The organism is Paenibacillus xinjiangensis (assembly GCF_059686975.1).
The window spans coordinates 16,902-39,796 of record NZ_JCAALS010000004.1; the positions used below are offsets into that span (position 1 = coordinate 16,902).

General features: G+C 46.9%; 19 protein-coding genes. 7 read left to right on the top strand and 12 right to left on the bottom strand.

Annotation, left to right across the window (positions count from 1 at the left end; genetic code table 11):
• Nucleotides 1-21 precede the first annotated feature (21 nt).
• Both AC6ESP_RS05300 and AC6ESP_RS05305 read right to left on the bottom strand, forming a co-directional pair.
• Complete coding sequence (locus tag AC6ESP_RS05300) at nt 22-891, bottom strand: carbohydrate ABC transporter permease (RefSeq protein WP_497095649.1); 870 nt, start codon at nt 889-891, stop codon at nt 22-24.
• Between the two features lie 75 nt (nt 892-966).
• Nucleotides 967-2,223, bottom strand: a complete 1,257-nt coding sequence (locus AC6ESP_RS05305) for an ABC transporter substrate-binding protein (RefSeq protein ID WP_497095650.1) — start codon at nt 2,221-2,223, stop codon at nt 967-969.
• Nucleotides 2,224-2,521: 298 nt separating this feature from the next.
• On the opposite strand from AC6ESP_RS05305, the gene AC6ESP_RS05310 reads away from it, so the two are divergent.
• A complete protein-coding gene (locus AC6ESP_RS05310; protein ID WP_497095651.1) occupies nt 2,522-2,863 on the top strand; it encodes a hypothetical protein in 342 nt (113 codons plus the stop codon).
• An 838-nt stretch (nt 2,864-3,701) separates the two neighbouring features.
• Nucleotides 3,702-4,025, top strand: a complete 324-nt coding sequence (locus tag AC6ESP_RS05315) for a helix-turn-helix domain-containing protein (RefSeq protein WP_497095652.1) — start codon at nt 3,702-3,704, stop codon at nt 4,023-4,025.
• Between the two features lie 9 nt (nt 4,026-4,034).
• On the opposite strand, the gene AC6ESP_RS05320 is transcribed toward AC6ESP_RS05315, so the two are convergent.
• Entirely contained in the window at nt 4,035-4,733 is a 699-nt protein-coding gene (locus AC6ESP_RS05320) for a phosphatase PAP2 family protein (RefSeq protein ID WP_497095653.1), read from the bottom strand.
• Between the two features lie 39 nt (nt 4,734-4,772).
• Between AC6ESP_RS05320 and AC6ESP_RS05325 the strand changes: the two genes are divergently transcribed.
• From AC6ESP_RS05325 to AC6ESP_RS05335, 3 genes are read left to right on the top strand one after another with little or no spacing between them, the layout of a single operon-like run.
• Nucleotides 4,773-5,639, top strand: a complete 867-nt coding sequence (locus AC6ESP_RS05325) for a class I SAM-dependent methyltransferase (protein ID WP_497095654.1) — start codon at nt 4,773-4,775, stop codon at nt 5,637-5,639.
• A complete protein-coding gene (locus AC6ESP_RS05330) occupies nt 5,639-6,403 on the top strand; it encodes an RluA family pseudouridine synthase (protein ID WP_497095655.1) in 765 nt (254 codons plus the stop codon). The genes AC6ESP_RS05325 and AC6ESP_RS05330 overlap by 1 nt, the downstream gene beginning before the upstream one ends.
• On the top strand, nt 6,387-7,697 hold the full coding sequence (locus AC6ESP_RS05335) for a CapA family protein (protein ID WP_497095656.1): 1,311 nt from the start codon (nt 6,387-6,389) through the stop codon (nt 7,695-7,697). The genes AC6ESP_RS05330 and AC6ESP_RS05335 overlap by 17 nt, the downstream gene beginning before the upstream one ends.
• On the opposite strand, the gene AC6ESP_RS05340 is transcribed toward AC6ESP_RS05335, so the two are convergent.
• Nucleotides 7,694-8,098 (bottom strand): MarR family transcriptional regulator, encoded by a 405-nt coding sequence (locus AC6ESP_RS05340; RefSeq protein ID WP_497095874.1) that lies wholly within the window; start codon nt 8,096-8,098, stop codon nt 7,694-7,696. The genes AC6ESP_RS05335 and AC6ESP_RS05340 overlap by 4 nt on opposite strands.
• A 208-nt stretch (nt 8,099-8,306) precedes the next feature.
• Here AC6ESP_RS05340 and AC6ESP_RS05345 point away from each other — a divergent pair, with 208 nt between their 5' ends.
• Nucleotides 8,307-8,474 (top strand): hypothetical protein, encoded by a 168-nt coding sequence (locus AC6ESP_RS05345; protein WP_497095657.1) that lies wholly within the window; start codon nt 8,307-8,309, stop codon nt 8,472-8,474.
• Here AC6ESP_RS05345 and gyrA read toward each other — a convergent pair.
• The 5 genes from gyrA to AC6ESP_RS05370 all read right to left on the bottom strand — a co-directional run bounded on the left by gyrA (nt 8,455) and on the right by AC6ESP_RS05370 (nt 15,965).
• Nucleotides 8,455-10,917 carry a DNA gyrase subunit A gene (gene gyrA, locus AC6ESP_RS05350; RefSeq protein WP_497095658.1) on the bottom strand — a complete coding sequence of 821 codons (2,463 nt, stop codon included), beginning with the start codon at nt 10,915-10,917 and terminating at the stop codon, nt 8,455-8,457. The genes AC6ESP_RS05345 and gyrA overlap by 20 nt on opposite strands.
• A gap of 11 nt (nt 10,918-10,928) precedes the next feature.
• Nucleotides 10,929-12,899: a DNA topoisomerase IV subunit B gene (parE, locus tag AC6ESP_RS05355; RefSeq protein ID WP_497095659.1), complete on the bottom strand. Its 1,971-nt coding sequence runs from the start codon at nt 12,897-12,899 to the stop codon at nt 10,929-10,931.
• A 309-nt stretch (nt 12,900-13,208) separates the two neighbouring features.
• Nucleotides 13,209-14,195, bottom strand: a complete 987-nt coding sequence (locus tag AC6ESP_RS05360; RefSeq protein WP_497095660.1) for an ABC transporter permease — start codon at nt 14,193-14,195, stop codon at nt 13,209-13,211.
• Nucleotides 14,188-15,138, bottom strand: coding sequence for an ABC transporter ATP-binding protein (locus tag AC6ESP_RS05365; protein ID WP_497095661.1), 951 nt, complete (start codon nt 15,136-15,138; stop codon nt 14,188-14,190). The genes AC6ESP_RS05360 and AC6ESP_RS05365 overlap by 8 nt, the downstream gene beginning before the upstream one ends.
• Before the next feature lie 20 nt (nt 15,139-15,158).
• Complete coding sequence (locus AC6ESP_RS05370) at nt 15,159-15,965, bottom strand: GDSL-type esterase/lipase family protein (RefSeq protein ID WP_497095662.1); 807 nt, start codon at nt 15,963-15,965, stop codon at nt 15,159-15,161.
• A 197-nt stretch (nt 15,966-16,162) separates the two neighbouring features.
• Between AC6ESP_RS05370 and AC6ESP_RS05375 the strand changes: the two genes are divergently transcribed.
• Nucleotides 16,163-16,891, top strand: a complete 729-nt coding sequence (locus tag AC6ESP_RS05375) for a TylF/MycF family methyltransferase (protein WP_497095875.1) — start codon at nt 16,163-16,165, stop codon at nt 16,889-16,891.
• Nucleotides 16,892-17,700: 809 nt separating this feature from the next.
• Here the strand turns inward: AC6ESP_RS05375 and purT are convergent.
• From purT to AC6ESP_RS05390, 3 genes are all read right to left on the bottom strand, one after another.
• A complete protein-coding gene (gene purT / locus AC6ESP_RS05380) occupies nt 17,701-18,882 on the bottom strand; it encodes a formate-dependent phosphoribosylglycinamide formyltransferase (protein WP_497095663.1) in 1,182 nt (393 codons plus the stop codon).
• 114 nt (nt 18,883-18,996) lie between these two features.
• A complete protein-coding gene (locus AC6ESP_RS05385; protein ID WP_497095664.1) occupies nt 18,997-20,844 on the bottom strand; it encodes an ABC transporter ATP-binding protein in 1,848 nt (615 codons plus the stop codon).
• On the bottom strand, nt 20,841-22,625 hold the full coding sequence (locus AC6ESP_RS05390) for an ABC transporter ATP-binding protein (protein ID WP_497095665.1): 1,785 nt from the start codon (nt 22,623-22,625) through the stop codon (nt 20,841-20,843). Before AC6ESP_RS05390 ends, AC6ESP_RS05385 begins: the two co-directional genes overlap by 4 nt.
• Between the last annotated feature and the right edge of the window lie 270 nt (nt 22,626-22,895).

A 22,895-nucleotide genomic window follows, 5' to 3' on the forward strand; every position in this document is an offset into this window, starting at 1 on the left:
ACCTCCTGTATGAGCTGTCGGTTAGACGGCGCGGTTCCCTTTCAATAGTCGGAACTGCACGAACGTAATTAAACCGATAATCACCATAAACACCATTGAAGCGGCGGCAGCATAGCCGAATTCCATACCTTGGAAAGCTGTATGATAAATGAAGGTGGACAAAATTTCGGTCGAATAGGCCGGTCCGCCTCCAGTCATCGCATAGATCAGGTCGAACGCTTTGAACGATTGAATGGTCGTATAAGCAGCTACCATCGTCGCCGCTGGTGCTACAAGAGGCCATGTTACAAAGCGGAATACTTGCCAACGATTGGCACCTTCTAGATGAACAGCTTCATATAACTCTTCAGGAATAGCTTGCAGACCGGCGATAAAGATAACCATCATCTGGCCTGTGTGTGCCCAAATCTGTGTAAATGCGATGGAGTAAATAGCAATCTGCGGATCTCCTAGCCAGCTCTGTCCAAGTGCTCCCAGACCGAACCAATCGAGAACCATATTGACCATACCTACGTTCGGGTCGTACATGAACGCCCAGATGAACGCAACGGATACAGACGATACAATGGTTGGAAAAAATAATAATGCTCTCAAATAAACGTTAATCTTCGAATTTTTTACCAGCAATAGTGCAAATAACAACGACAGGCTTGTCTGCAGCACTACAACTGTGAACATGAACTTCATGTTGTTCCCGAACGCTTTGTGGAACACTGTATCCTTCGCCAGATGGATATACTGGTCGAACCCCACATAATTGTAGACGGGGTTAATCCCGTTCCAATCCGTGAACGACAGCTTCAAGCCGTTAATCGTAGGATAGATAAAAAACAACAAGTAAAGTAAGGTACCCGGCAACAAAAACACATACAGGAGCTTGCTCCTCTTCACTTTAGCACTCCTCCCAGCTGACGGCCTTTAGGAGGGCGAGCCGCATAAGAGGCGGCTCGTCCAGCCGATTCAGCATTATTTTTTCAAATTCTGATCTACAATAGCTTGCGCTTCCTTGGCAGCTGCAGCAGGTTCCTTGCCTGCAAGTACACTCTGAATCGATGAGACTACAGCTTTCTCAATACTGGAATTGGATATCAGGTAACGCGGCTGGAAACGTGTCTTTTTGCTCATCCACTCTGCACTCTCCTGCAGCTCTTTGGTTGAATACGTTACACCCTCGACGGTTACTAGCTGTCCTGTTTCATTCGCATACTTAGATGCAACCTCCGATTTGCTCAGGAACTCAATGAATTTCTTCGCTTCTTCCTTATGCTTGGATCTTGCATTGACACCAAGCATAAAGGTCGTTGTGTGAACACCTTCGAATACGGCTTCATCTTTTGCAACTGTAATCGGTGCCAATAAGCCTTGCTCTAGATCCGGGTTCTGCTGAATGTTCGATGACATCATATAAGAACCCGTTGCCAGCATAGCGGCTTTTTCCTGAGCGAACAGCACACTTGCTGTATCCTTCTTCGTACCAAGCGATGATTCTTGGAAATAGCCTTTATCATTCAGCTCTTTGAATTGCGTGAGCGTCTTAACCCACCAATCGTCGGTTATTTTAGCCTCGCCGCTTTCGACCTTGGCCCAAATATCCTCATCGGTATTATTGTTCATCATCATCGTATTCATGAATTGTCCTGGACCAATATCTGCACCTGGGAAGGCGATCGGGATATATCCGTTATCTTTAAGCTTCTGAGCTGTCTCCAGGAAGCTGTCCCAATCAGCAGGAATATCTAGCCCTAGCTTTTCGAAGATCTTCTTGTTGTATACGGGCTGATTGTAGACTAGTTGATAAGGAATAGCATACTGCTTGCCGTCTGTTTGTCCGGCTTCGATTAAGCTGGCGGTGAAGTTCGTTAGAAAGCTCGAGCCGCTTATATCCTCATACAAGCCAGCCTCTTGGATGCTGTCATACTGTGCTCCCGGGTAAGCAGCGAACACATCGCCAGAGGAGCCGTCCAGCAATTTGGATTGAGCAGAAGCCAGATATTGCTCCGAAGGGAATACATTCATCTCTACTGTGATACCTGGGTTTTCCTCCTCAAACTGGCTAATGAGTTCATTGAACACCTTCGTGTCTTCACCGCGCCAATGAATAAAGCTGAGCTTAACGTCCTTGCCGTTCGAAGAATCTCCATCGGTAGCACTCTTGGACCCGCAGCCCGCAAGCATCCCCAGCGTCAACAAACTCGACAGTGCAATCGCAAACCATTTTTTCATACTCATTCCCCTTTACCAAGATGATCTTCAGCATAGTATTTCCTTAACTCAATCCATTTCTTTCTTCTTTTTTAATTTGTAGTATCGTCTAACAAATTCATCACGATCAATTGAAATATGTTTTTCTGTAAAGGCACTCAATTCGTCGTGATGTATTTTGAATTATACCTACCTTTATGTGAAAGCGCAATCATTTTTTTTGAAGGTTGTTAAAATTTACTGTCGAATTCACAGGCGTATATAACGGTCGTGGCTTGAGGACCTTATCGTTCAAACTACACTAAAGGAGATTAATTGAATGGATACAGTCGATTCTATTCGCCAAAAGAAGAAGAAGACTCACGAGTACTGCTACGACAATACAAATTGTTCGAACAAAGCATGTGGCTGCATAAGGCCGTCAAGACAGTTAAGCACAGCATTATCGGCTCGAGGGGCGCTGGAACACCGATTATGTTGCACAAAGGTCAGTATTATGGGCTGGAGGGGCGCTGGAACACCGATTATGTTGCACAAAGGTCAGTATTATGGGCTGGAGGAGCGCTGGAACACCGATTATGTTGCACAAATGTCAGCATTATCAGCTAAAGGAGCGCTGGAACACCGATTATGTTGCACAAAGGTCAGCATTATTGGCTAGAGGTGCGCTGGAACACCGATTATGTTGCACAAAGGTCAGTATTATCGGCTCGAGGGGCGCTGGAACACCGATTATATTGCACAAAGGTCAGCATTATCGGCTGGGGGTGCGCTGGAACTCCGTGGTAACAGAAGGTATTATAAGAAATTATGGTTATAGCTTTATCAATCTTGGATATGTATCCATGAGGAGGATACTGGCGCTGACGCTGTGTATGTTCACTCTCCGAATCCGAACGCCGCCAGCTTTCCACTACACTTCGACTTCATACAATGGAATTGCAAGCTCCCAACTACATTTGGCGACCTTGTTGACTTGTCGCTTTATGATGTCGGTTACTATGAGTCGAAGTTTGAACGTATTTACTCCATTCAATCCAACACCATCCGAATCTTATTATCATAAGGATGATCGCTAGAAGCTACATAGTGAATAAGCTAACATCACTTGTGCATCGATGTTAGCTTGTAGTATGAATTAATCTAGGGTAACGCTATGTCTTATTATAATTTTATACCAGCTTGTCCAAACGATATGTATAGCTGCAAAATGTGCATTTAAACAGTACACCTGACTCCCCAACAATGAAGGACATCCTCTCATCATCCTCAATCTCGATATATTCTCTTCCATTCTCATCTCTGTCCCCTGTTGCAAAAAGCGAAGTTTTGTTGCCACATTCGCACTCAAATGTCATAACCATTCTTTTTTTCCTCTTTTCTTGTACATTTTTCACATAAAGCTTGACAATGATACAATTTGTATCATAAATTACTTATAGCGGGATCTGATTCTTTCGTACCATAACACCTTTTTTTTGGAGTAAGGAGTACTAATAATGACTATGGGAGATCGCTTGAAGGAGCTTCGCGTGCAACGAAGCTTATCACAAGAAGCCGTTGCTCGTACAATCGGAATTACGCGATCCGCTTACAGCCATTATGAGATTAACAACCGTCAACCCGTTTATGAAACGTTGATCAAGCTTGCCGCCTTTTTTCAAGTGTCGACCGATTATATTATTGAAGGCGAATCGCGTCATACGGACCCAACATTGACTGTGGAAACAATCGAAATATTCAGGCTGCTAAGCAACATGGATCAAGACAAACGCAAGGCGTCCATCGACAAAATGCTAAGTATCATTAAAGAGGCAGAGTAGCCGCTGTCATTAGGACATGCGGCTCTTAAGCCATCTTGAATGGATGAGAATCATAATGAAGCACAACACAGCCAATCCCGCCGCATATCCGCCAATGATATCTGTGGCATAATGCACTCCGAAATACAAGCGTGATATTCCCATAAGGAGAGTTAGAGCCACCGCAGCGCCAACTGCTGACAGCTTGGCTGACCGACTGAGTCCGGCTTCTCTGCAATATAATGAGGCTGCCAACCCATACAATACGACAGCTAGCATCGCATTAGCGCTCGGGAAGCTCGCACCGTCCGCTGCAATTCCCCAAGCACCGAGGGGTCTATCGCGATCAATACCATTCTTAATGACCGTATTGACAACATAGGCAAGTAATACGCCGCCGATTATCGGTAACGCTTTCACTATACCTGCCCGCCACATGAACCATACGGTTAGTGCAAGTGTGATCATAATAATACCTACAGTTGAGCCTATGGATGAGATGAAACGAAAAAAAGCTGTCCAAAAATCATTATGTATCGTAAGAAATGACTCCGACACCTTGCGATCAAGCGCTAATGACGCTCCTTCGCTTACTAATCTTGCTATTATAATGAAAATAATAGCACTTACTGCCAACCCTGATGACCAACCGATACTAAATTTACGAATATTACCCGCCTCCAATTGCTTCAACTTGCTTGCTTCGTTATAATTAATCGTTGACTTCATTATAATACAAAACTCACACCAAGGAAGGATTACTATAACATGTATCTAGCAAATAAATGGACGGATTATGAGGTAATTGATACAGGAGGCGGCGACAAGCTTGAGCGCTGGGGCTCTCATATTCTCCGGAGACCAGACCCGCAAATCATTTGGCCTATCGTCAAAGAAACAGGAATGTGGAAGCAAGTAGACGGCCATTATCACCGCAGTGCATCTGGAGGAGGCCAATGGCAGCTGAGCGATACGCTTCCTGAGAGATGGACGATCTCTTATGGTGAATTGAAGTTCCATATTAAGCCAACCAACTTCAAGCATACGGGACTATTCCCTGAGCAAGCGGTGAACTGGAGCTGGATGATGGATAAGATTCGAAGTGCAGGACGTCCTATCCGCGTACTCAATCTGTTCGCCTACTCGGGCGGAGCTACCGTAGCTGCTGCTGCTGCTGGCGCAGACGTTGTACACGTAGATGCGGCGAAAGGCATGGTTCAATGGGCCAAAGAGAACGCTCAGCTCTCAGGCTTAGAGAATGCACCTATCCGTTATATTACGGACGATGTATTCAAGTTTGTACAGCGTGAGCAGCGTCGTGGACGCCAATATGATGCCATTATTATGGACCCGCCATCCTATGGCCGTGGACCGAACGGAGAAACCTGGAAGCTGGAAGAGAATCTATATCCTTTCCTCGAGTTCTGTACAAGCATCTTGTCCGACAACCCGTTGTTCCTGCTGATCAATTCGTATACAACCGGTTTGTCCCCTTCTGTCCTGCATAACCTGCTGCATATGACGATGGGTCGCAAATTCGGCGGCGAGATCAATTGTGGGGAAATTGGACTGCCGATTACACAGACTGGCCTTAATCTGCCTTGCGGCATTCTTGGGCGCTGGGAGTCTCTATAATGAACGGCAATCGTTCGAACACCCCATCAATACCTGTCCTTTACGAGGATAATCATCTGCTTGCTGTCGTGAAGCTTCCGGGCATACCTTCGCAAGAGGATGAGACCGGTGATCCCGATATGCTGACGCTGCTCAAGCAGGATCTCAAAGAGCGCCATAATAAGCCCGGCAATGTATTCCTCGGGCTTGTTCACCGACTGGACCGTCCAGTCGGTGGCGCAATGCTGTTCGCCAAAACGTCGAAGGCTGCATCTAGGCTCTCTGAAGCTGTCCGCAGCCGTTCTTTTGGCAAAACCTATATGTGTATCGTTCATGGTCGACCTCCCGCAACACATGCTCGAATTCGCCATTACATCTTGAAGGATACGAAGCGCAATCAGGTCACTGTATACAATGCTCCTGTTCCTGAGGCGAAGGAAGCTATTCTGGAATACCAGGTTACTGCACAATCTGGAGGCTACTCCCTAGTAGCTGTCCTGCTCCACACAGGAAGGCCGCATCAAATCCGTGCACAGATGGCCCATATTGGATGCCCACTTGTCGCTGACCGCAAATATGGGGCTCCTCCAACATCTTCTGTCAGTGATATTGCCCTATGGTCGACATCTGTCTCCGTAGCTCACCCGATAACAAAAGAAGCGCTTCTCTTCCGCTCCACCCCTTGTGGCTCACCAGCATGGTCATGGTGGACGGCTGACCAGTTGGAAACGGCATCCACCATATACGTAAAGGAAGGGTCTAATCCGCATGCGCCAGAAGCGTAAGAAGCGCTACGCCTTCGGCTTCCTTCTCCTGTTGTTTGCAGCATCAGGCATGCTGATCTTCATTGCCGTACTTGCAGGCGGTGATGAGCTCTCCTTCTGGTCTAATCGGCCAGATTCGGAGTCAGCGATGAGCAGCCCCACCACAGCTGCCATAAGCCCTACAGCAGAGACTGAGACGCCAGAGGCCACATTACTTACGACACCCGATCCTCCCCAGCCTACTCCAACTCCAGAGCCTCAATATTCCGAGGCTGTGTGGATTGCTGCTGGTGATGTCATGATGCATAAGCCCCAGCTTCCTGGTGCGTATAATGCCAAGGAAAAGACCTATAATTTCGATCCTTTTTTCGCAGAAGTAAGTTCTCTGCTGAGGAGCGGTGATTGGGTCATGGCGAATCTAGAGACACCTGTTGCCGGCAGCTCCTTCGGCTATACAGGCTATCCCAGCTTCAACGCTCCGCTGCAGATATTAGATGCCTTGGAGAAAGCCGGCTTCAACATTGTAACGAATGCGAATAACCACTCCTTGGATAAAGGGGAAAAAGGGGTCCGGCTGACGCTTCAAAATTTGAAACAATATTCATTCACTCTCAAAGGAACAGCTGAGTCGCAAGAGGAAGCCGATCAACACGTCATCGTGGAGCATAATGGCATTAAGATGGGATTGCTCGCTTATACTTATGGGACTAATGGCATTCCATTGCCTGACGGTAAGCCCTATCTGGTTTCTCTAATTGATGAGAGCCGAATCATTGAGGACATTCATGCGTTAAAGGCAGCAGGAGCAGACTTTGTGACTATTGCCCTTCATTTTGGAACAGAGTATGAAACGAAGCCGAACGCAGATCAGATGAAGCTGGCAAGAAAGCTCATAGCTGAAGGGGCAGACATTATTGCAGGCTCCCATCCGCATGTTATACAGCCTTACGAGGTTCTGGAAGCGACTGATTCTGATGGATCAGTTAGACGTGGACTTATCATTTATTCATTGGGGAATTTCATCTCGAATCAACGCGGAGATACGAAGGATTACGGGGCAATCTTCAAGGTTCTAATACGTAAAAATCTAACGAGTGGCGAGATCGAGCTTGGTGAGATTGAAGCCATTCCAACTTGGGTTCATCGATATGAGCAAAACAGCAGCTATAAGTATAGAATTCTACCGGTTGAAGAGACACTTGCCATTAAGGAAGACAGTCTGTTGACGAAAGCCGACTACGATAGGTTGGATAATACTCTGCAGCTGCTACGCGGCCGGCTTAACGCTATGATTACTACTCCTTCTAATCCTTAAGCATTAGCAACTTTACCTAACAAATATACTAGCAATTGCTGATTATGTGCGGATATACGGTCCAGCGCTTCACCTATTAACTTTGAACGAATTTCACTGCCGCGCTGGGCTTCCGCCTTCCCCTTCTCCGACACAGACACCCATACAATTCTTCGATCATTATCATCTCTTGTACGAACAATTAATTCATTACGCTCCATACGATCAAGCAGTGTAGTAATAGCTGCTGGTGTAGTAGACAAAAACCGGAGCAAATCCGATGGCTTCATCGGCTCATGCTGCAACAGAATTTCAAGCACATTCAGTTGACCTTCTGTTAATGGAGCCAGACCATCTTCCAGACTGATCTTCCATTCTCTTGTCATCTTTGTCCATAATCGAGTAAATTCTTCAGAAACCATAACGACACCCGCTTCCTGTCCCATTTTCTCCATATTCCTTATTATACCATTCACCTATGTCGAATAAAAGGTTAATGCAATTAATAATTTGAGTCATTAATCGATATAATTCCGAACATTTTGACAAGAGTAGACATACAATGAGCGTAGGCACCTGACTATTTTTTCAATCCAACTCCCCCATGCTACCCTTGAAGGAGTGATCCCGATGGATGACCACAAAGCCGAAATCATTCGTAAAATTAAAGCTTATGGCATAATAAAAGACCCACAATGGCTGGACCGCCCGGATGAGCTGGTCCCATTGTGGGTTATGCTTGACGCCTTACTTCAATTAATCGAGCGATTCGACCCGCCTAATCGGCCTTATGATTAATAGAGAGCGCTGAACGTACAAATATAGAGGTAATCACATCATTCTTCTCGACCGGAAGTAATGAACGCCCGAAGGATTTCCGGTCTTCAATTGGCGCTTTCTCGGAGGAAGCTGCAAGCTTCGCACCAGAAGATGTAAGCGCCACAATATCTAGTGCTTCCTTGCAATAGAGGGCAGATGCCAGTACAGCACCGTTAGGCTTCACACGCTTGCCTTCTTTGAACTCGAAGGTCTGGACGCCCTTGCCGCCTCTGCCCTGAACCGGATAGTCCAGCAGCAGTGTCCGCTTGGCATAACCGATATCCGTCACGACGAGCACTTCCCCTTCATCATCGGATACCCATTCTGCTGCAATGAGCTCATCATCCTCTTTGAGCTGTATACCACGTACACCGCCTGCTACACGGCCCATGGTATTCACTTCACTCTCCGCGAACCGAATACTCATTCCCTGCTTGCTCACGAGCAGCAATTGCTTCGTACCGTCACTCAGTGCAATACGGATTAGCTCATCACCCTCAGCTACCTTAGCAGCTGCGATAGCAGTCGAGCGTGTAGTCGCATAATCCTTAAGCTCTGTACGCTTCACTTGACCGCGCTTCGTAACGAATACAAGCGATACACCGGGCAAGTTGAAATCTTTAATCGGTATAATGCTCACGATGGAGTCATCCTTAGGTATCGGTACGATATTAACGATAGCAGTTCCGGTGTCCTTCCATTTAAACTCTGGAATTAGGTGAACAGGAAGCATATAATAGTGGCCTTTTTTCGTAAATAATAATAGATTCTCAATCGTATTTACTTCATATAGGCCGCGGATGACATCACCATCCTTGACTCCTGCTGTATCCAGTTCCCCACCTGAACGCGTGAAGGACAGCATGCTTGTACGCTTAATATAACCCTCATGACTGAGTGTGACAAGAACATCCTCTGGTGTGACCATAACCTCCAGGTTCACCTTCAGCTCCTCGACCTCGCCACGAATATCTGAACGACGATCAATACCGTACTTGTCACGAATTTCGATCAGCTCATCCTTAATGACACCCATCAGCTTCTTATCGCTGTCTAGAATCGATCTCAGGTAAGCAATCTTCTTCATCATTTCCTTGAGCTCTTTCTCAAGGGACGTAATCTCAAGATTCGTCAGTCGGTACAGCTGCAACGTAAGAATGGCATCTGCTTGGCGTTCGCTGAAATCAAACTTCGCGACTAGATTATTCTGGGCGTCAGCACGATTCTTCGAAGCTTTGATCGTTGCAATAACCTCATCCAGCAAATTCAGCGCTTTGGCAAGACCTTCAACCACATGCGCGCGATCTTCTGCCTTCTCAAGCTCATATTTCGTCCGATGCGTAACGACTTCCTTCTGATGATCAATGTACGCATTCAGAATCTGCTTAATGCCGAGCTGTTGCGGCGTTTTGTTGACAATTGCCACCATATTGAAGTTATAGGTCACTTGAAGATCGGTCTTCTTCAGCAAATACGCTAGAATTCCGTTCGCATCGGCTTCCTTCTTCAATTCCACTACGATCCTCAAACCGTTCCGGCCGCTCTCATCCCGTACCTCTGCAATGCCTTCGACCTTCTTCTCTAGTCGAATATTTTCCATTGCGGTTACAAGACGCGATTTCACTACCTGATACGGAATTTCCGTAATCGTAATCTGTTGGCGTCCACCGCGCATATCCTCGATTGTAACCTTGGAGCGATGATGAATTTTGCCTTTCCCCGTTGAATAAGCATCGCGTATGCCATCTTCGCCCATAATAACGCCGCCAGTCGGGAAGTCCGGACCTTTCACAATCTGCATCAGCTCATCTAGAGTCAGCTCAGGACGCATCATGAAGGCGATACAAGCGTCGATGATCTCCCTAAGGTTATGGGGAGGAATTTCCGTGGCAAAGCCGGCAGAGATGCCGCTAGTCCCATTAACGAGCAGGTTGGGATAGCGCGATGGCAGCACGACCGGCTCCTTGGTGGAATTATCGAAATTATCCTTGAACATAACCGTGCGTTTGTCAATATCACGAAGCAGCTCCATCGCAATCGGCGATAGCCGTGCCTCTGTATACCGCATAGCCGCAGCTGGATCATCGTCCATCGAGCCCCAGTTGCCGTGGCCGTCTACGAGTACATGACCCATTTTCCACGGCTGCGCCATTCTGACCATACCTTCATATATGGAAGAATCTCCATGCGGGTGATAGTTACCCATGACGTCCCCTACCGTCTTTGCAGACTTGCGGTAGGCCTTGTCAGGGGTATTGTTAGAATCGTACATGGCATATAGAATACGCCGCTGTACAGGCTTCAAGCCGTCGCGAACATCTGGTATCGCACGGTCTTGAATAATATATTTTGAATAGCGTCCGAAGCGGTCACCTACGACCTCTTCGAGAAACGCTGGAAGAAACTGTTCGAGCATGCCCATACCTGTACCTCCTATTCCTCATATTCCGTAAAGTCCACGTTTTCCATAATCCAACGCTTACGCGGATCTACTTTGTCTCCCATCAGTGCAGATACGCGTCTCTCAGCCTTCGCCGCATCTTCAATCTGCACCTGTAAAAGTGTTCTGGTCTCCGGGTCCATCGTCGTTTCCCACAGCTGCTCGGGATTCATCTCGCCAAGACCTTTATAACGCTGGAGCTCGAAGTTTTTCCCGAATTCCTTCAAATAATTCTGAAGCTGCTCATCGGTCCAAGCATAACGTACGGTCTCCAGCTTGCCCGATTTACGAGTAATCTTGTATAAGGGCGGCTGTGCAATATAGACTTTGCCTGCATCGATCAGCGGTTTCATATAACGATAGAAGAATGTCAACAGTAGAACCTGGATATGGGCTCCATCCGTATCCGCATCCGTCATAATAATAATTTTGTTATAATTGCCCTCATTCGAATCGAATTCTGGGCCAACGCCCGCTCCAATTGCCGATATAATCGCTTTATATTCATCATTTTTAAGGATATCAATCAGCTTGGCTTTTTCGGGGTTCATCGGCTTGCCCTTGAGCGGCAGTATCGCCTGATGCTTCGAGTCACGGCCCTGCTTAGCAGAGCCTCCAGCGGAATCCCCTTCCACAATAAACAGCTCATTACGCGTATAGTCCTTCGACTGCGCAGGAGTCAGCTTACCGTTGAGGTTAGAGCTCTCGCTCTTCTTCTTGCCGCTGCGAATTTCTTCACGCGCCTTGCGTGCTGCTTCACGCGCCTTGGACGCTTGTACAGATTTCTTCAGCAGCATCTGTGCAACCTGAGGATTCTCTTCCAAGAATACCTGCATTTTCTCCGATACGACTGCATCTACTACGCTTCGAGCGGATGAGCTGCCAAGCTGGTCCTTCGTCTGTCCGACGAATTCAACCTCAGACATCTTAATGTTGATGACAGCCATCATGCCTTCGCGCAGGTCATTACCTTCAAGGTTCTTATCCTTCTCCCGAATAAGAGCCATCTTGCGAGCATAATCGTTCATAACTCGAGTATATGCGGTTTTGAAGCCTGTTTCATGCGTACCACCGCCACGAGTCGGTATTGAGTTAACGAATGAAGCCAACGTTTCGGTATAACCATCGTTATACTGCAGCGCTACCTCAACCTCAATATCATCACGTTCCCCGGCAAAATGGACAACCTCATGCAGAACTGTCTTTTCTTCATTCAAGAACTGCACGAACTGTCTTGCGCCGCCCTCATAATGGAAAATATCCTGCTTGCCGCTGCGATCATCTTTGATCGTCACCTTAAGGCCCGAGTTCAGAAAAGCGATCTCCTGCAGCCGCTCAGAAAGCGTATCATAGTTGATTGAAGTTCCATTCTGGAACACACGAGCATCTGGCTTGAAGGTTACCTTCGTGCCTGTTTTGTTCGTCGTTCCAACTACTTCCAGCCCAGTAGTAGGCTCCCCAACATGCTCTTTTCCTTTGGAGTCTACCCAATATTCGAACCGCTGCTTATGTATTTTATTGTCACGGAATATCTCGACCTCAAGCCATTCTGACAACGCATTCGTTACGGAAGCGCCTACACCATGAAGGCCGCCAGACTTCTTATATCCCCCGCCGCCGAACTTGCCGCCTGCGTGAAGAATCGTAAATACGACTTGCGGTGTTGGAATACCGGTCTTATGCATGCCGGTAGGAATACCGCGGCCGTTGTCATATACCGTTACTGAACCGTTCTTATTGAGTGTTACGTCAATCGCCGAACAATATTTCGCCAAATGCTCGTCCACGGCATTATCCACAATTTCCCAGACGAGGTGATGCAGCCCTGAAGTACTTGTACTGCCAATATACATCCCTGGGCGTTTGCGAACGGCGGTCAGACCTTCAAGTACTTGTATGTCATCGGCTTCATAATTCCGATCGGTGGCCGAGTTGTTCAAGGTGCTGTCTATTTGCTCTGCCATTTGCTGGCCTCCTTAAAATTTTGGAACAAAATCGCTTTTTAAGCATTCGCTTAAAATTGGTGGTACAAAATTACTTCGTAAGCTTTTGCTTAAATTTTGGAACAAAATCGCTTTTTAAGCATTCGCTTAAAATTGGTGGTACAAAATTACTTCGTAAGCTTTTGCTTAAATTTTGGAACAAAATCGCTTTTTAAGCATTCATTTTAATATTCAGACTTACTTGTAGGAAATAGACTTAACAGGTTTGGAGCTGAATGATCCATTCTTATCTAGGCGAAAACGTTCACGATTCCGCATCTTCAAGCTATTCTAATTCAAAATGTCCTGTTTAGTAAAGACACCAAAGGAAATTACAAGCCCAATAATAGCCCAAATCGCAAGCACCGCAAGGGAAAACAAAAATGACATCCCTTCGATTGGAGGTGGCGAACCATCCAAATAGCCTGTCAACTTCAGGTTAACGGCAAACAAATATTTGGCGCTGTGCCAGGAGGAAGACATACTCGACAGAATGGTTCCTGTAATTACAGCTGCCATCATCGTCACAATACTCGCTGCTGTGCTCCGAATAAGCACCGATATCATCAGCGCCAGTATCGCTACAGTCATGGATGCTACCCATACAAGACCACCCTGCATCAGCATATATAGCCATTGCGGCACGGCATGTACATAGCTGCTGTCCACATTCGAGCCATTAAGAACGAACCCTGTGAATACAGGCATGGTCCAGCCACCGTAACCAAACAGCAAGCCGGATATGAGGTAACACAGCAATTCCGTAACAATAATCGTCAGTGATACATACAGCGTTAGGGCAACCAGCTTGCTGAGCAGCACCTTCCATCGTTTCACCGGCTTCGTTAACAGCATCTTGATCGTCCCTGTAGATCGCTCACCCGATACAAGATCTGAGCCAATTGCCAGCACCAGCAGTGGGATGAACAAGGTGACCGAATTATCCATAAAGCCACGTGTAAAGGTTACGCCGTTCGGATCGCTTGGATTAATATCATGGTCCAAATAATATTGCAGCTGCTGTACCATGACACGCCGCGATCGCTTCCATTCCTCTGGAATTCTATCACTTGACAGCGTATTTTGCATATCAGTCATTTGCTGGAGTACTTGATTGCGCCAATCTTTGAACTTCTCCGCATTGTTCTGAGCGACCTTAAGCTCTGCATAAGTAAATATCGGTATGAGCACAAGAAGAATGAGCATAATGACCAAAAAACGCTTTTTCTTCCATATTTTTAGCGTCTCATTCTGAATTAAAGGCAATATCCTACTCAATCCGTTCTCCCTCCGTCATGTTCAGGAACAGCTCTTCTAGTGTCGGCGCCACCTTGTGCACATCATAAATAGCAATACCTTGTGCAGCAAGCTTGCTAATAACCTCGGGAATTCTATTCTGTGGCATTGTCGTAATAATTACCCCTGGCATGCCAGCCAACAGCCCCTCATCAATATGATGCTCCTCATCACCAATTAAGCTCAGCTCAGCCTCCTTCTCCAGCAGCAGCCTGCCCTCCTCGGGTTTGTCCAACTGCCATAAGACATATGAGCCTGCCTGCTTGACCAATTCATCTACCTCTCCTACAGCTAACAGCCTTCCTTGACTTATAATGGCTACCCGATCACACATGAGCTGGATTTCACTGAGTAAATGACTGGATATGAACAGGCTAAGTCCTTCACTTGCCAGCATTCGAACAAACGCTCTAAGCTCCTTAATTCCCTTGGGATCGAGTCCATTCGTCGGCTCATCCAATATGAGCAGCTTTGGACGTCCCAGCAGAGCTTGAGCAATACCAAGTCTCTGCCTCATACCCAGCGAATAATTGCGAACTTTATCGTGAATACGCTCTGTCAGGCGCACGATATCTACAACCTCGCGTATGCGAGCCTCATCTATTCCATCCAGCATTCTTGCAAAATATTCGAGGTTCTCCCATCCCGATAAGTATGCATATACCTCAGGATTCTCAACGATACAGCCAATATGTCGCAATGCCTGCTCGGGGCTGCGCTGGACATCATAACCGCATACCATAATTTTGCCTGAGGTGGGCTTAATCAGATCAACGAGCATTCGAATTGTCGTTGTTTTCCCGGAGCCGTTCGGACCGAGGAAGCCGAATATTTCGCCAGCTCGCACCTCAAAGCTTATATTATGAATGATGGGTACGCCTTTTATCGTTTTGTTCAATTGATCGACAGACAAGACCGTGGTCATCGTCCTTTCACCTCCTTGACTTACAGAGATTGAATAATTCTCGCCGCAATAGCCTGATAGCCTTCATGATTCGGGTGAAAATGATCCGAGGACAAATATTGCCCAATTTTGTTCTCGAATAGATCAAAGGTTGGTACCATTAGCATAGATGGATAGGCATGCAGCATTGTATAAGCCTGCTTATTCCACTCCTGTACTTCTAGACTGCCGTCTTTTAGATCCTCCAAATCAAAGAAAGGATTATATAGCCCGATGTACACGACCTGTGCTGTCGGATTGATTCGGTTCAGCTCAGCGAACACATCATCAAGACGCTGCAAACCAGTCGCCAGATCATCAACAAGTTCGGACATCCGAATCCCTGGCTCACCTGGTGTACGGCTATTGAGCGCAAATTGAAAGAGATCATTGCCGCCTATCGTCAGTATGATTAAATTCGCTTGCTTGAGTGCTTGCTGCAATCCCTGCTCTGACTTCAGTTTATCCGCAAGCTGATCAGCACGCTGCCCATTGATCGCTAGATTATTGAGTAGCGTAACAGGCTTGTTCTGGACCGCTTCGAGACTGCTAACTACCTGCCGTATATACCCTTCACCAGTGGGATCGCCTGTTCCTTTTGTCAAAGAATCTCCAATAGCTACAATACGAATCTCACTTGCACTGTCTATCGTGCTTGTCTCTGGGCTGGGCTGAGGAGCTGGCTGCTCTTCTACAGAGGCTGGAGGGAATAACAAATCCCTCGTAGCTAACCCGAAGCCGGTTATGAGAATGACAGTAGCCAGAAGTGAACACAAGCCAAGAATGGACCATAAGCGATTTGATGACATCCCCGACAATCCTTTCCTATAGATTCATGAGCAGATAACTGCCGCCGTAAACTTAAGTTTTTCCGTAAAATCGGAATTGTAAGCCTGCTTTATAAAATAATGGGTTCAGCATGCCGGATGCATGCACACACCACCTCGGGCAATTGCTAATATATTACTTTTAATGATAATAAGTGATTGCGAGAGGACGTATGGAGATGGCCTATGATCATAACAAAGAGCTATATTTGGAGCTTCTCAAAAAAACAATTTTATTCGAAATTTGGCTTGAGCATGAGCCTGGAGCGACGGTCGAGAACCGCAGGCAGGGCCTTGACTGGCCACAAATCGCTCATAGCATGATTGGAAGAATTCGGATGAACCAGCTGCATCTAGCTATGGAAACCGTACTGCGAGAGAACATTCCCGGAGATTTCATCGAAACGGGGGTTTGGCGAGGCGGCTCCTGTATTTTCATGCGTGGCTTTCTCAAGGCAAGCGGTGTAACCGATCGTAAAGTGTATGTGGCAGACTCCTTCCAAGGACTACCAGAGCCTGATCCCAAATATCCAATTGATCAAACCTCTACATTTCATACCCAAGACTTCCTGCGCGTTTCACTGCCCGAGGTGAAGAATAACTTCGCCAAATACGATCTGCTGGATGATCAGGTTACCTTCCTGAAGGGATGGTTCAAAGACACGCTGCCGAGTGCTCCCATTAAGCAGATCGCGATAGCGAGACTGGATGGTGCTATGTACTCCTCCACAATGGACAGCTTAACTAGCTTATATCCGAAAATAGCAATCGGCGGCTTTATCATTATCGATGATTACTCCATTGGCTATTGTGCTGCAGCGGTTCACGATTATCGTGCGATGCACAACATTACAGAACCCATTCTCACGATTGATATAACAGGCGTATTCTGGCGTAAAACAAAATAACGGTAATGAAGCGGCCGTTCCTAGGTGAAATACTGGGGGATGGTTGCTTTGTTTGTGCTGATCGGAGGAATGGTTACAGAAAGTTGGATTGTACTTCAGCCCACTGTTTGAATGCTTTGGTGCGGTTGAGATCTCCTGAGCGGGCATCTAAGGTCTTTTTTGAGCTTAGGTGAGCTTTTCTGGTGGATATTGGCTAGTTTGGGGCTATCTAAGGTCGTTTTCGTGCTTGCTGGTGGGTTTTCAGCTGCTGTGCGGGCAGCTAAGGTCTTTTTTGAGCTTAGTTGAGCTTTTCTGGTGGATAATGTGTAGTTTGGTGCTATCTAAGGTCGTTTTCGTGCTTGCTGGTGGGTTTTCAGCTGCTGTGCGGGCATCTAAGGTCGTTTTTGAGCTTACTTCAGCTTTTCTGGTGGATCGTGGCTGGTTTGGGGCTATCTAAGGTCGTTTTCGTGCTTGTTTGTGGGTTTCCAGCTCCTGGGCGGGCATCTAAGGTCGTTTTTGAGCTTAGTTGAGTTTTTCTGGTGGATAGTGGCTCGTTTGGGGCTATCTAAGGTCGTTTTCGTGCTTGTTGGTGGGTTTCCAGCTGCTGTGCGGGCATCTAAGGTCGTTTTTGAGCTTAGATGCCCGCACGGGAGTAGGAAGTTTGGGATTCAAGCTGCTGAGTTGGCTTCTATGGGCATCTTGGTGCTTATTAGTGGGCTTGGTGCTTGACATTCTGCTTCTAAGGTAGCTATGTAGTTAATGGGTTGCTACTGCTACATTTAAAAAAAGTGCACAGTCCGGCAATTGAGCCTTCCTATGCACTCTATTTACTATTCGCTGTACTCGATAAATAAGCTTTCTGCTGCTTGACGTGCGATCTCGCGCGCCTGTTCGACGTCTGGCGCAGTACTTAAAGCAACTGCCATCCGGCGTCCTACCTTCGTCTCCGGCTTGCCGAATACGCGAACCTGAGTGTTAGGCAGCGCCAGTGCGGCCTCAACTCCGCCAATTCGGAAGGAAGTATGCTCACGATCCGCTTTCAGCGTATGGGATGCACCAGGCGACAACAGTCGAATGGTTGGAATAGGGAAGCCAAGAATCGCACGAACATGAAGCGCGAATTCGGATAAATCTTGAGTCGCCATCGTCACCATGCCAGTATCATGTGGACGCGGTGAGACCTCACTGAACAGAACGCCGTCCTGCGTAATAAACAGCTCTACCCCATACAGACCATAGCCACCGAGCTCCTCGGTTATTTGCAGAGCAATTGCTTCTGCCTGTTCCACTTGCGCTGGTGTCATGCCATGCGGCTGCCAAGATTCGATATAATCCCCATCCTTCTGTACATGGCCAATTGGAGCACAGAAGCTGGTGCCCGACACAGAGCGTATAGTCAGCAGCGTAATTTCGGATTCGAATGTAACAAAGCCTTCTACAATGATACGTTGTTTCTTAGCGCGGCCGCCTTCCATCGCGTAATTCCAGCAGCCATCGATATCCTCCTCGGAGCGGCATACACTCTGCCCTTTGCCAGACGAGCTCATAATTGGCTTGATCACACATGGATAACCAAGCTCCCGCGCAGCCTGCTTAAGCTCGTCCAAAGAATCAGCGAATCGATAAGGTGCCGTTGGCAAACCAAGCGTCTCAGCTGCCAGTCTGCGGATGCCTTCGCGGTCCATTGTCAGTCTTGCTGCACGAGCAGTTGGAATAACATTGAAGCCCTCCTGCTCTAGCTCGATCAGTGCCTCTGTAGCTATCGCTTCAATCTCAGGCACGATAAAATCAGGACGCTCCTCTTCAATAATACGTCTGATTGCGGCTCCATCGAGCATATCCGTTACATAAAAGCGGTGAGCGACCTGCATCGCAGGTGCATTCGCATAGCGATCTACAGCAATCGTCTCCACTCCTAGACGCTGTGCCTCTAGAACGACCTCTTTTCCGAGCTCTCCTGAACCAAGCAATAACAACTTGCGAGCTTGCGATGACAATGGTGATCCATACATAACGACAAAGAACCTCCCGGAAGTGTACCCGTTAGCTGTGCATGAACCTCTCAATACACAGTTAACGGGTATGTTTTTCTTCCATTGTGGAGGTTCCTTCATTAAAAATCAAGACTATGCGGACAAGAATCGATATTGCGCTTCAATTAATCCGTTATAGATACCGCCTTTGGCAATTAGAGCTTCGTGATTACCCTGCTCTACAATTCGTCCATGATCAAGAACGACAATTTCGTCGGCGTTGCGAATGGTAGACAGTCGGTGAGCAATCATGAAGGATGTGCGTCCAGCAAGCAGCGTCTTGAGCGCTTCCTGAATGCGCAGCTCGGTCTCCGTATCGATGCTCGCTGTCGCTTCATCCAGAATGAGTACACGAGGATTAGCGAGCAAAGCACGGGCAAAGGACAACAGCTGCCGCTGGCCCATCGAGAGCATATTGCCTCGTTCCTCAACCTCCGTATCATAGCCATCAGGCAAATTCATAATAAAATCATGAGCATGAACGGCCTTAGCTGCCTCCACAATATCCGCATCTGTAGCATCAAGCCTGCCATAGCGAATATTATCACGTATCGTACCTGCAAAAATAAACGTGTCCTGCAGTACGATTCCGACCTGCGAACGCAAGCTTTCTATCGTTGTATCCCGTATATCTTGTCCGTCAATCAATACGCGACCCTCTACCGGATCATAGAAGCGGCATAGCAGGTTAATGATTGTACTTTTGCCTGAACCCGTATGGCCGACAAGCGCAATGGATTGACCCGCCTTCACATCAAGACTAATGCCTTTGAGTGCAGGACGGCCCTTCTCATATTCGAATACAATGTTGTCGAATTTCACATCTCCGCGTATAGAAGCCAGCGGTTTGGCTGTGGTCAGCTCTCCTACTGACGGCTCCTCATCGATGAATTCGAAGATCCTCTCTGAGGATGCCATCGCGATTAGAAGCTGGGAGTACATCTGGCCAAGTCTGTTGATAGGGTCCCAGAAGTTACCGATATAATTCGCGAAGCCGACGAGAAGACCAACCGTAATAGCACCCTGCTGAATCAGATGAGAGCCGTACCAGAACAGGATCAAGGTACCGATCGCAGCTGTAACCTCAATAACTGGACCAAATAACTGGTTGAGGGCAGATGCTTTGTTCCATGCCAAAATGTTGACTTTATTCATATGGTCGAAGAAGCGCATATTGTCTTTTTCCTGAACATAAGCTTGCGTTACCTTCATCCCTTGAATACTTTCATTAAGATGCGCGTTGATTCGTGATTGCTTCATCCGTACATCCTGCCATGCGAAGCGGATACGCTTGCGCAGTGAAGTCGACACAATGAACATAAGCGGAACCGTAATCATCACTGCAAGCCCCAGCTTGAAGTTCCAGCTAAGCAGAATCACGACGATACCTACCAGCTGAATGCAGTCCATCAGCAAGTTCACAACACCGTTCGTGAACAGATCCTGCAGCGCATTCACGTCATTCGTGACGCGTACAAGTACTGAGCCGGCTGGACGTTTATCATAAAACCGGAATGACAGCTTCTGAATATGCTGGAATAAGTGCGTCCTAAGATCATAGATAACCTTCTGACCGATAATATTCGTATACTTAATCCGGTACGTGTTGGATGCCCATTGAATAACATAGAGAACAACCATAATAGAGGCATACCAATAGAGCTTAGTAAGACTAGCCTCACCGGACTCAGGCTGAATCGCCTCATCAATAGCCAGTATAATAAGTGCAGGCACACCTAGACGAGTCAGCGTTCCGATGACCATCATGAAAATGACTGGTATAAGCTGCTTGGTGTACGGTTTCATGTAATTAAACAAGCGGCTGAGCTGCGACCAGTTAAAGGATTTCTCGATCAGCTCATCATCCTGATAGACGAATCGTTCTTTCTTGTCGTTTATATTCTTTTTACTGCTCTTATTAGAGCTCGAGCTGGTACTCATTGGACAATACTCCTTTTCCGCTGCGTCGTCTCCGCTTCCATCTCTTCAAGCGGATGATCCGCATATTGAATCGTGTAAGTTTCCCGGTACGGTCCGGCTTGCTTCACCAGCTCGTTATGCGTACCGCGCTGCACCACATGGCCTTTGTCCAGTACGATTATCTCATCAGCATGCCGCAAGGAAGATATCCGATGGGCGATAATGAATGTCGTGCGTCCCGCCATAAGCTCCTTGAAGCCGGCTTGGATTTCATGCTCTGTCTCCATATCAACAGCGCTCGTCGCATCATCTAGGATGAGAATACGCGGGTTCTTAATAAGTGCGCGAGCGATCGCAATCCGCTGCTTCTGTCCGCCGGACAGACCTAATCCCCGTTCCCCGACGATCGTGTCATACCCAAGCGGCAACTCCATAATGAAATCATGCGCTTTGGCAAGCTTGGCAGCGTATTCAATCTGCTCGTTCGTTACTTCCCGCACACCATAAGCAATGTTAGCGCGAATCGTTGCCGAGAACAGGAAGGTCTCTTGGAAGACAGGTGCGATTTGACTGCGAAGGCTCTCAATATCTAGGTTATTGATATCTATGCCATCAAGAGTAATGGTCCCTTTCTTCACATTGTAAGCATGCATGAGAAGCTGGATAATCGTCGACTTCCCTGAGCCTGTAGACCCAAGCAGACCGATTACGTTACCAGCAGGCACATCAAAGCTCACATCAGTAAGTGCAGGCGCTTTGTCTGGATAATGGAAGGTAACGCTATTAAACTTCACATGTCCTTTTACTGTGCTGTCATCAAGGACAATAGCCTGCTCGATGTTTTTGACATGCACATGCTCGTTCAAAAGTCCTAGAACCCGTTCCCCAGATGCTTTGAACTGAGTATAGTTATTAATGTGGAACCCAATTCCCCACATCGGGCCGATAATGTACCAGATCAAGCTGAAGAATGCGACTAATTCCCCAAGCTTCAAGGATCCGTTAATAACGAGCGTTCCCCCAGCCACGAGCAGAATGACTGGACTTAAATTCGCGAACAGCTCCATGATTGGGAAAAATTTTGCCCATATCGAGGCTGCTCCTACTTGGTTTTTCTGATAAGCCTCATTGCGCACCGAGAATTTAGTCACCTCATGAGGCTCACGCGCATAGGATTTGACCGTTCTTACACCTGTTATATTCTCTTGAACGGCAGTCGTTAAATTACTCATCGCTTGGCGCATCTCACGAAATGCAGGATGAATCGTCTTCTCGAATCGTAAAGCTGTTAGCGCTAAGAATGGAATGGTGACGAGCGTAATCAACGTTAATTGCCAATGAATAGTCATCATCATGATGCCGCCGAAAACAATCATCAGGACAACGTTCAGGATCTGTGCAAACCCGAAGCCGATGAATTGACGGATGGCTTCCAGGTCAGCTGTAAGGCGGGACATGAGATCGCCAGTCTTAGCCCTGTCATAATATTGAAAAGAAAGCGTTTGTAGCTTGTCGTATGAAGCATTGCGAAGATTCTTTGCAACCCGGTTACCTAACCTTCCTCCCAGAAAGCCGTGAATAAACTGCATGAGGGCTTTTAATGAAATGACTCCAACTACGGTCAGCGCCAGCGCAGGCACTCTGTCGAAATCCTTCGGCCCAATGACATCATCAATTAGAATCCGCAGCAAGTTCGGATAGACAAGCCCGAGTGCCGTCACGCACATGAGGGCGACGATGGAGGTTACGAGAAACTTCCAATCATTCCAATAAAAACGTTTTAATTGCTTAAAAACGTCCAAGTAAATCCATCTCCCTGTTCTATTTTTTATAAGTATGAGTGAATATTATCAGCATCCCTACAGAGGAGCAAACAGTAGAAATTTCCGAATAATTGAATGAAACAGCCGAATATGGCGAATTGGAAAACATTAAGGGGGTATGCTCCCAAATAGTCCTAAATCATCCCCTAGTTATACCTATTCCTCCATTTTTGCACATAAACACACTAAAAAATAAAAAAGCTCTCAGAAGTATTTATGGGCCTCTGAGAGCATCTAGCTATAATTTCG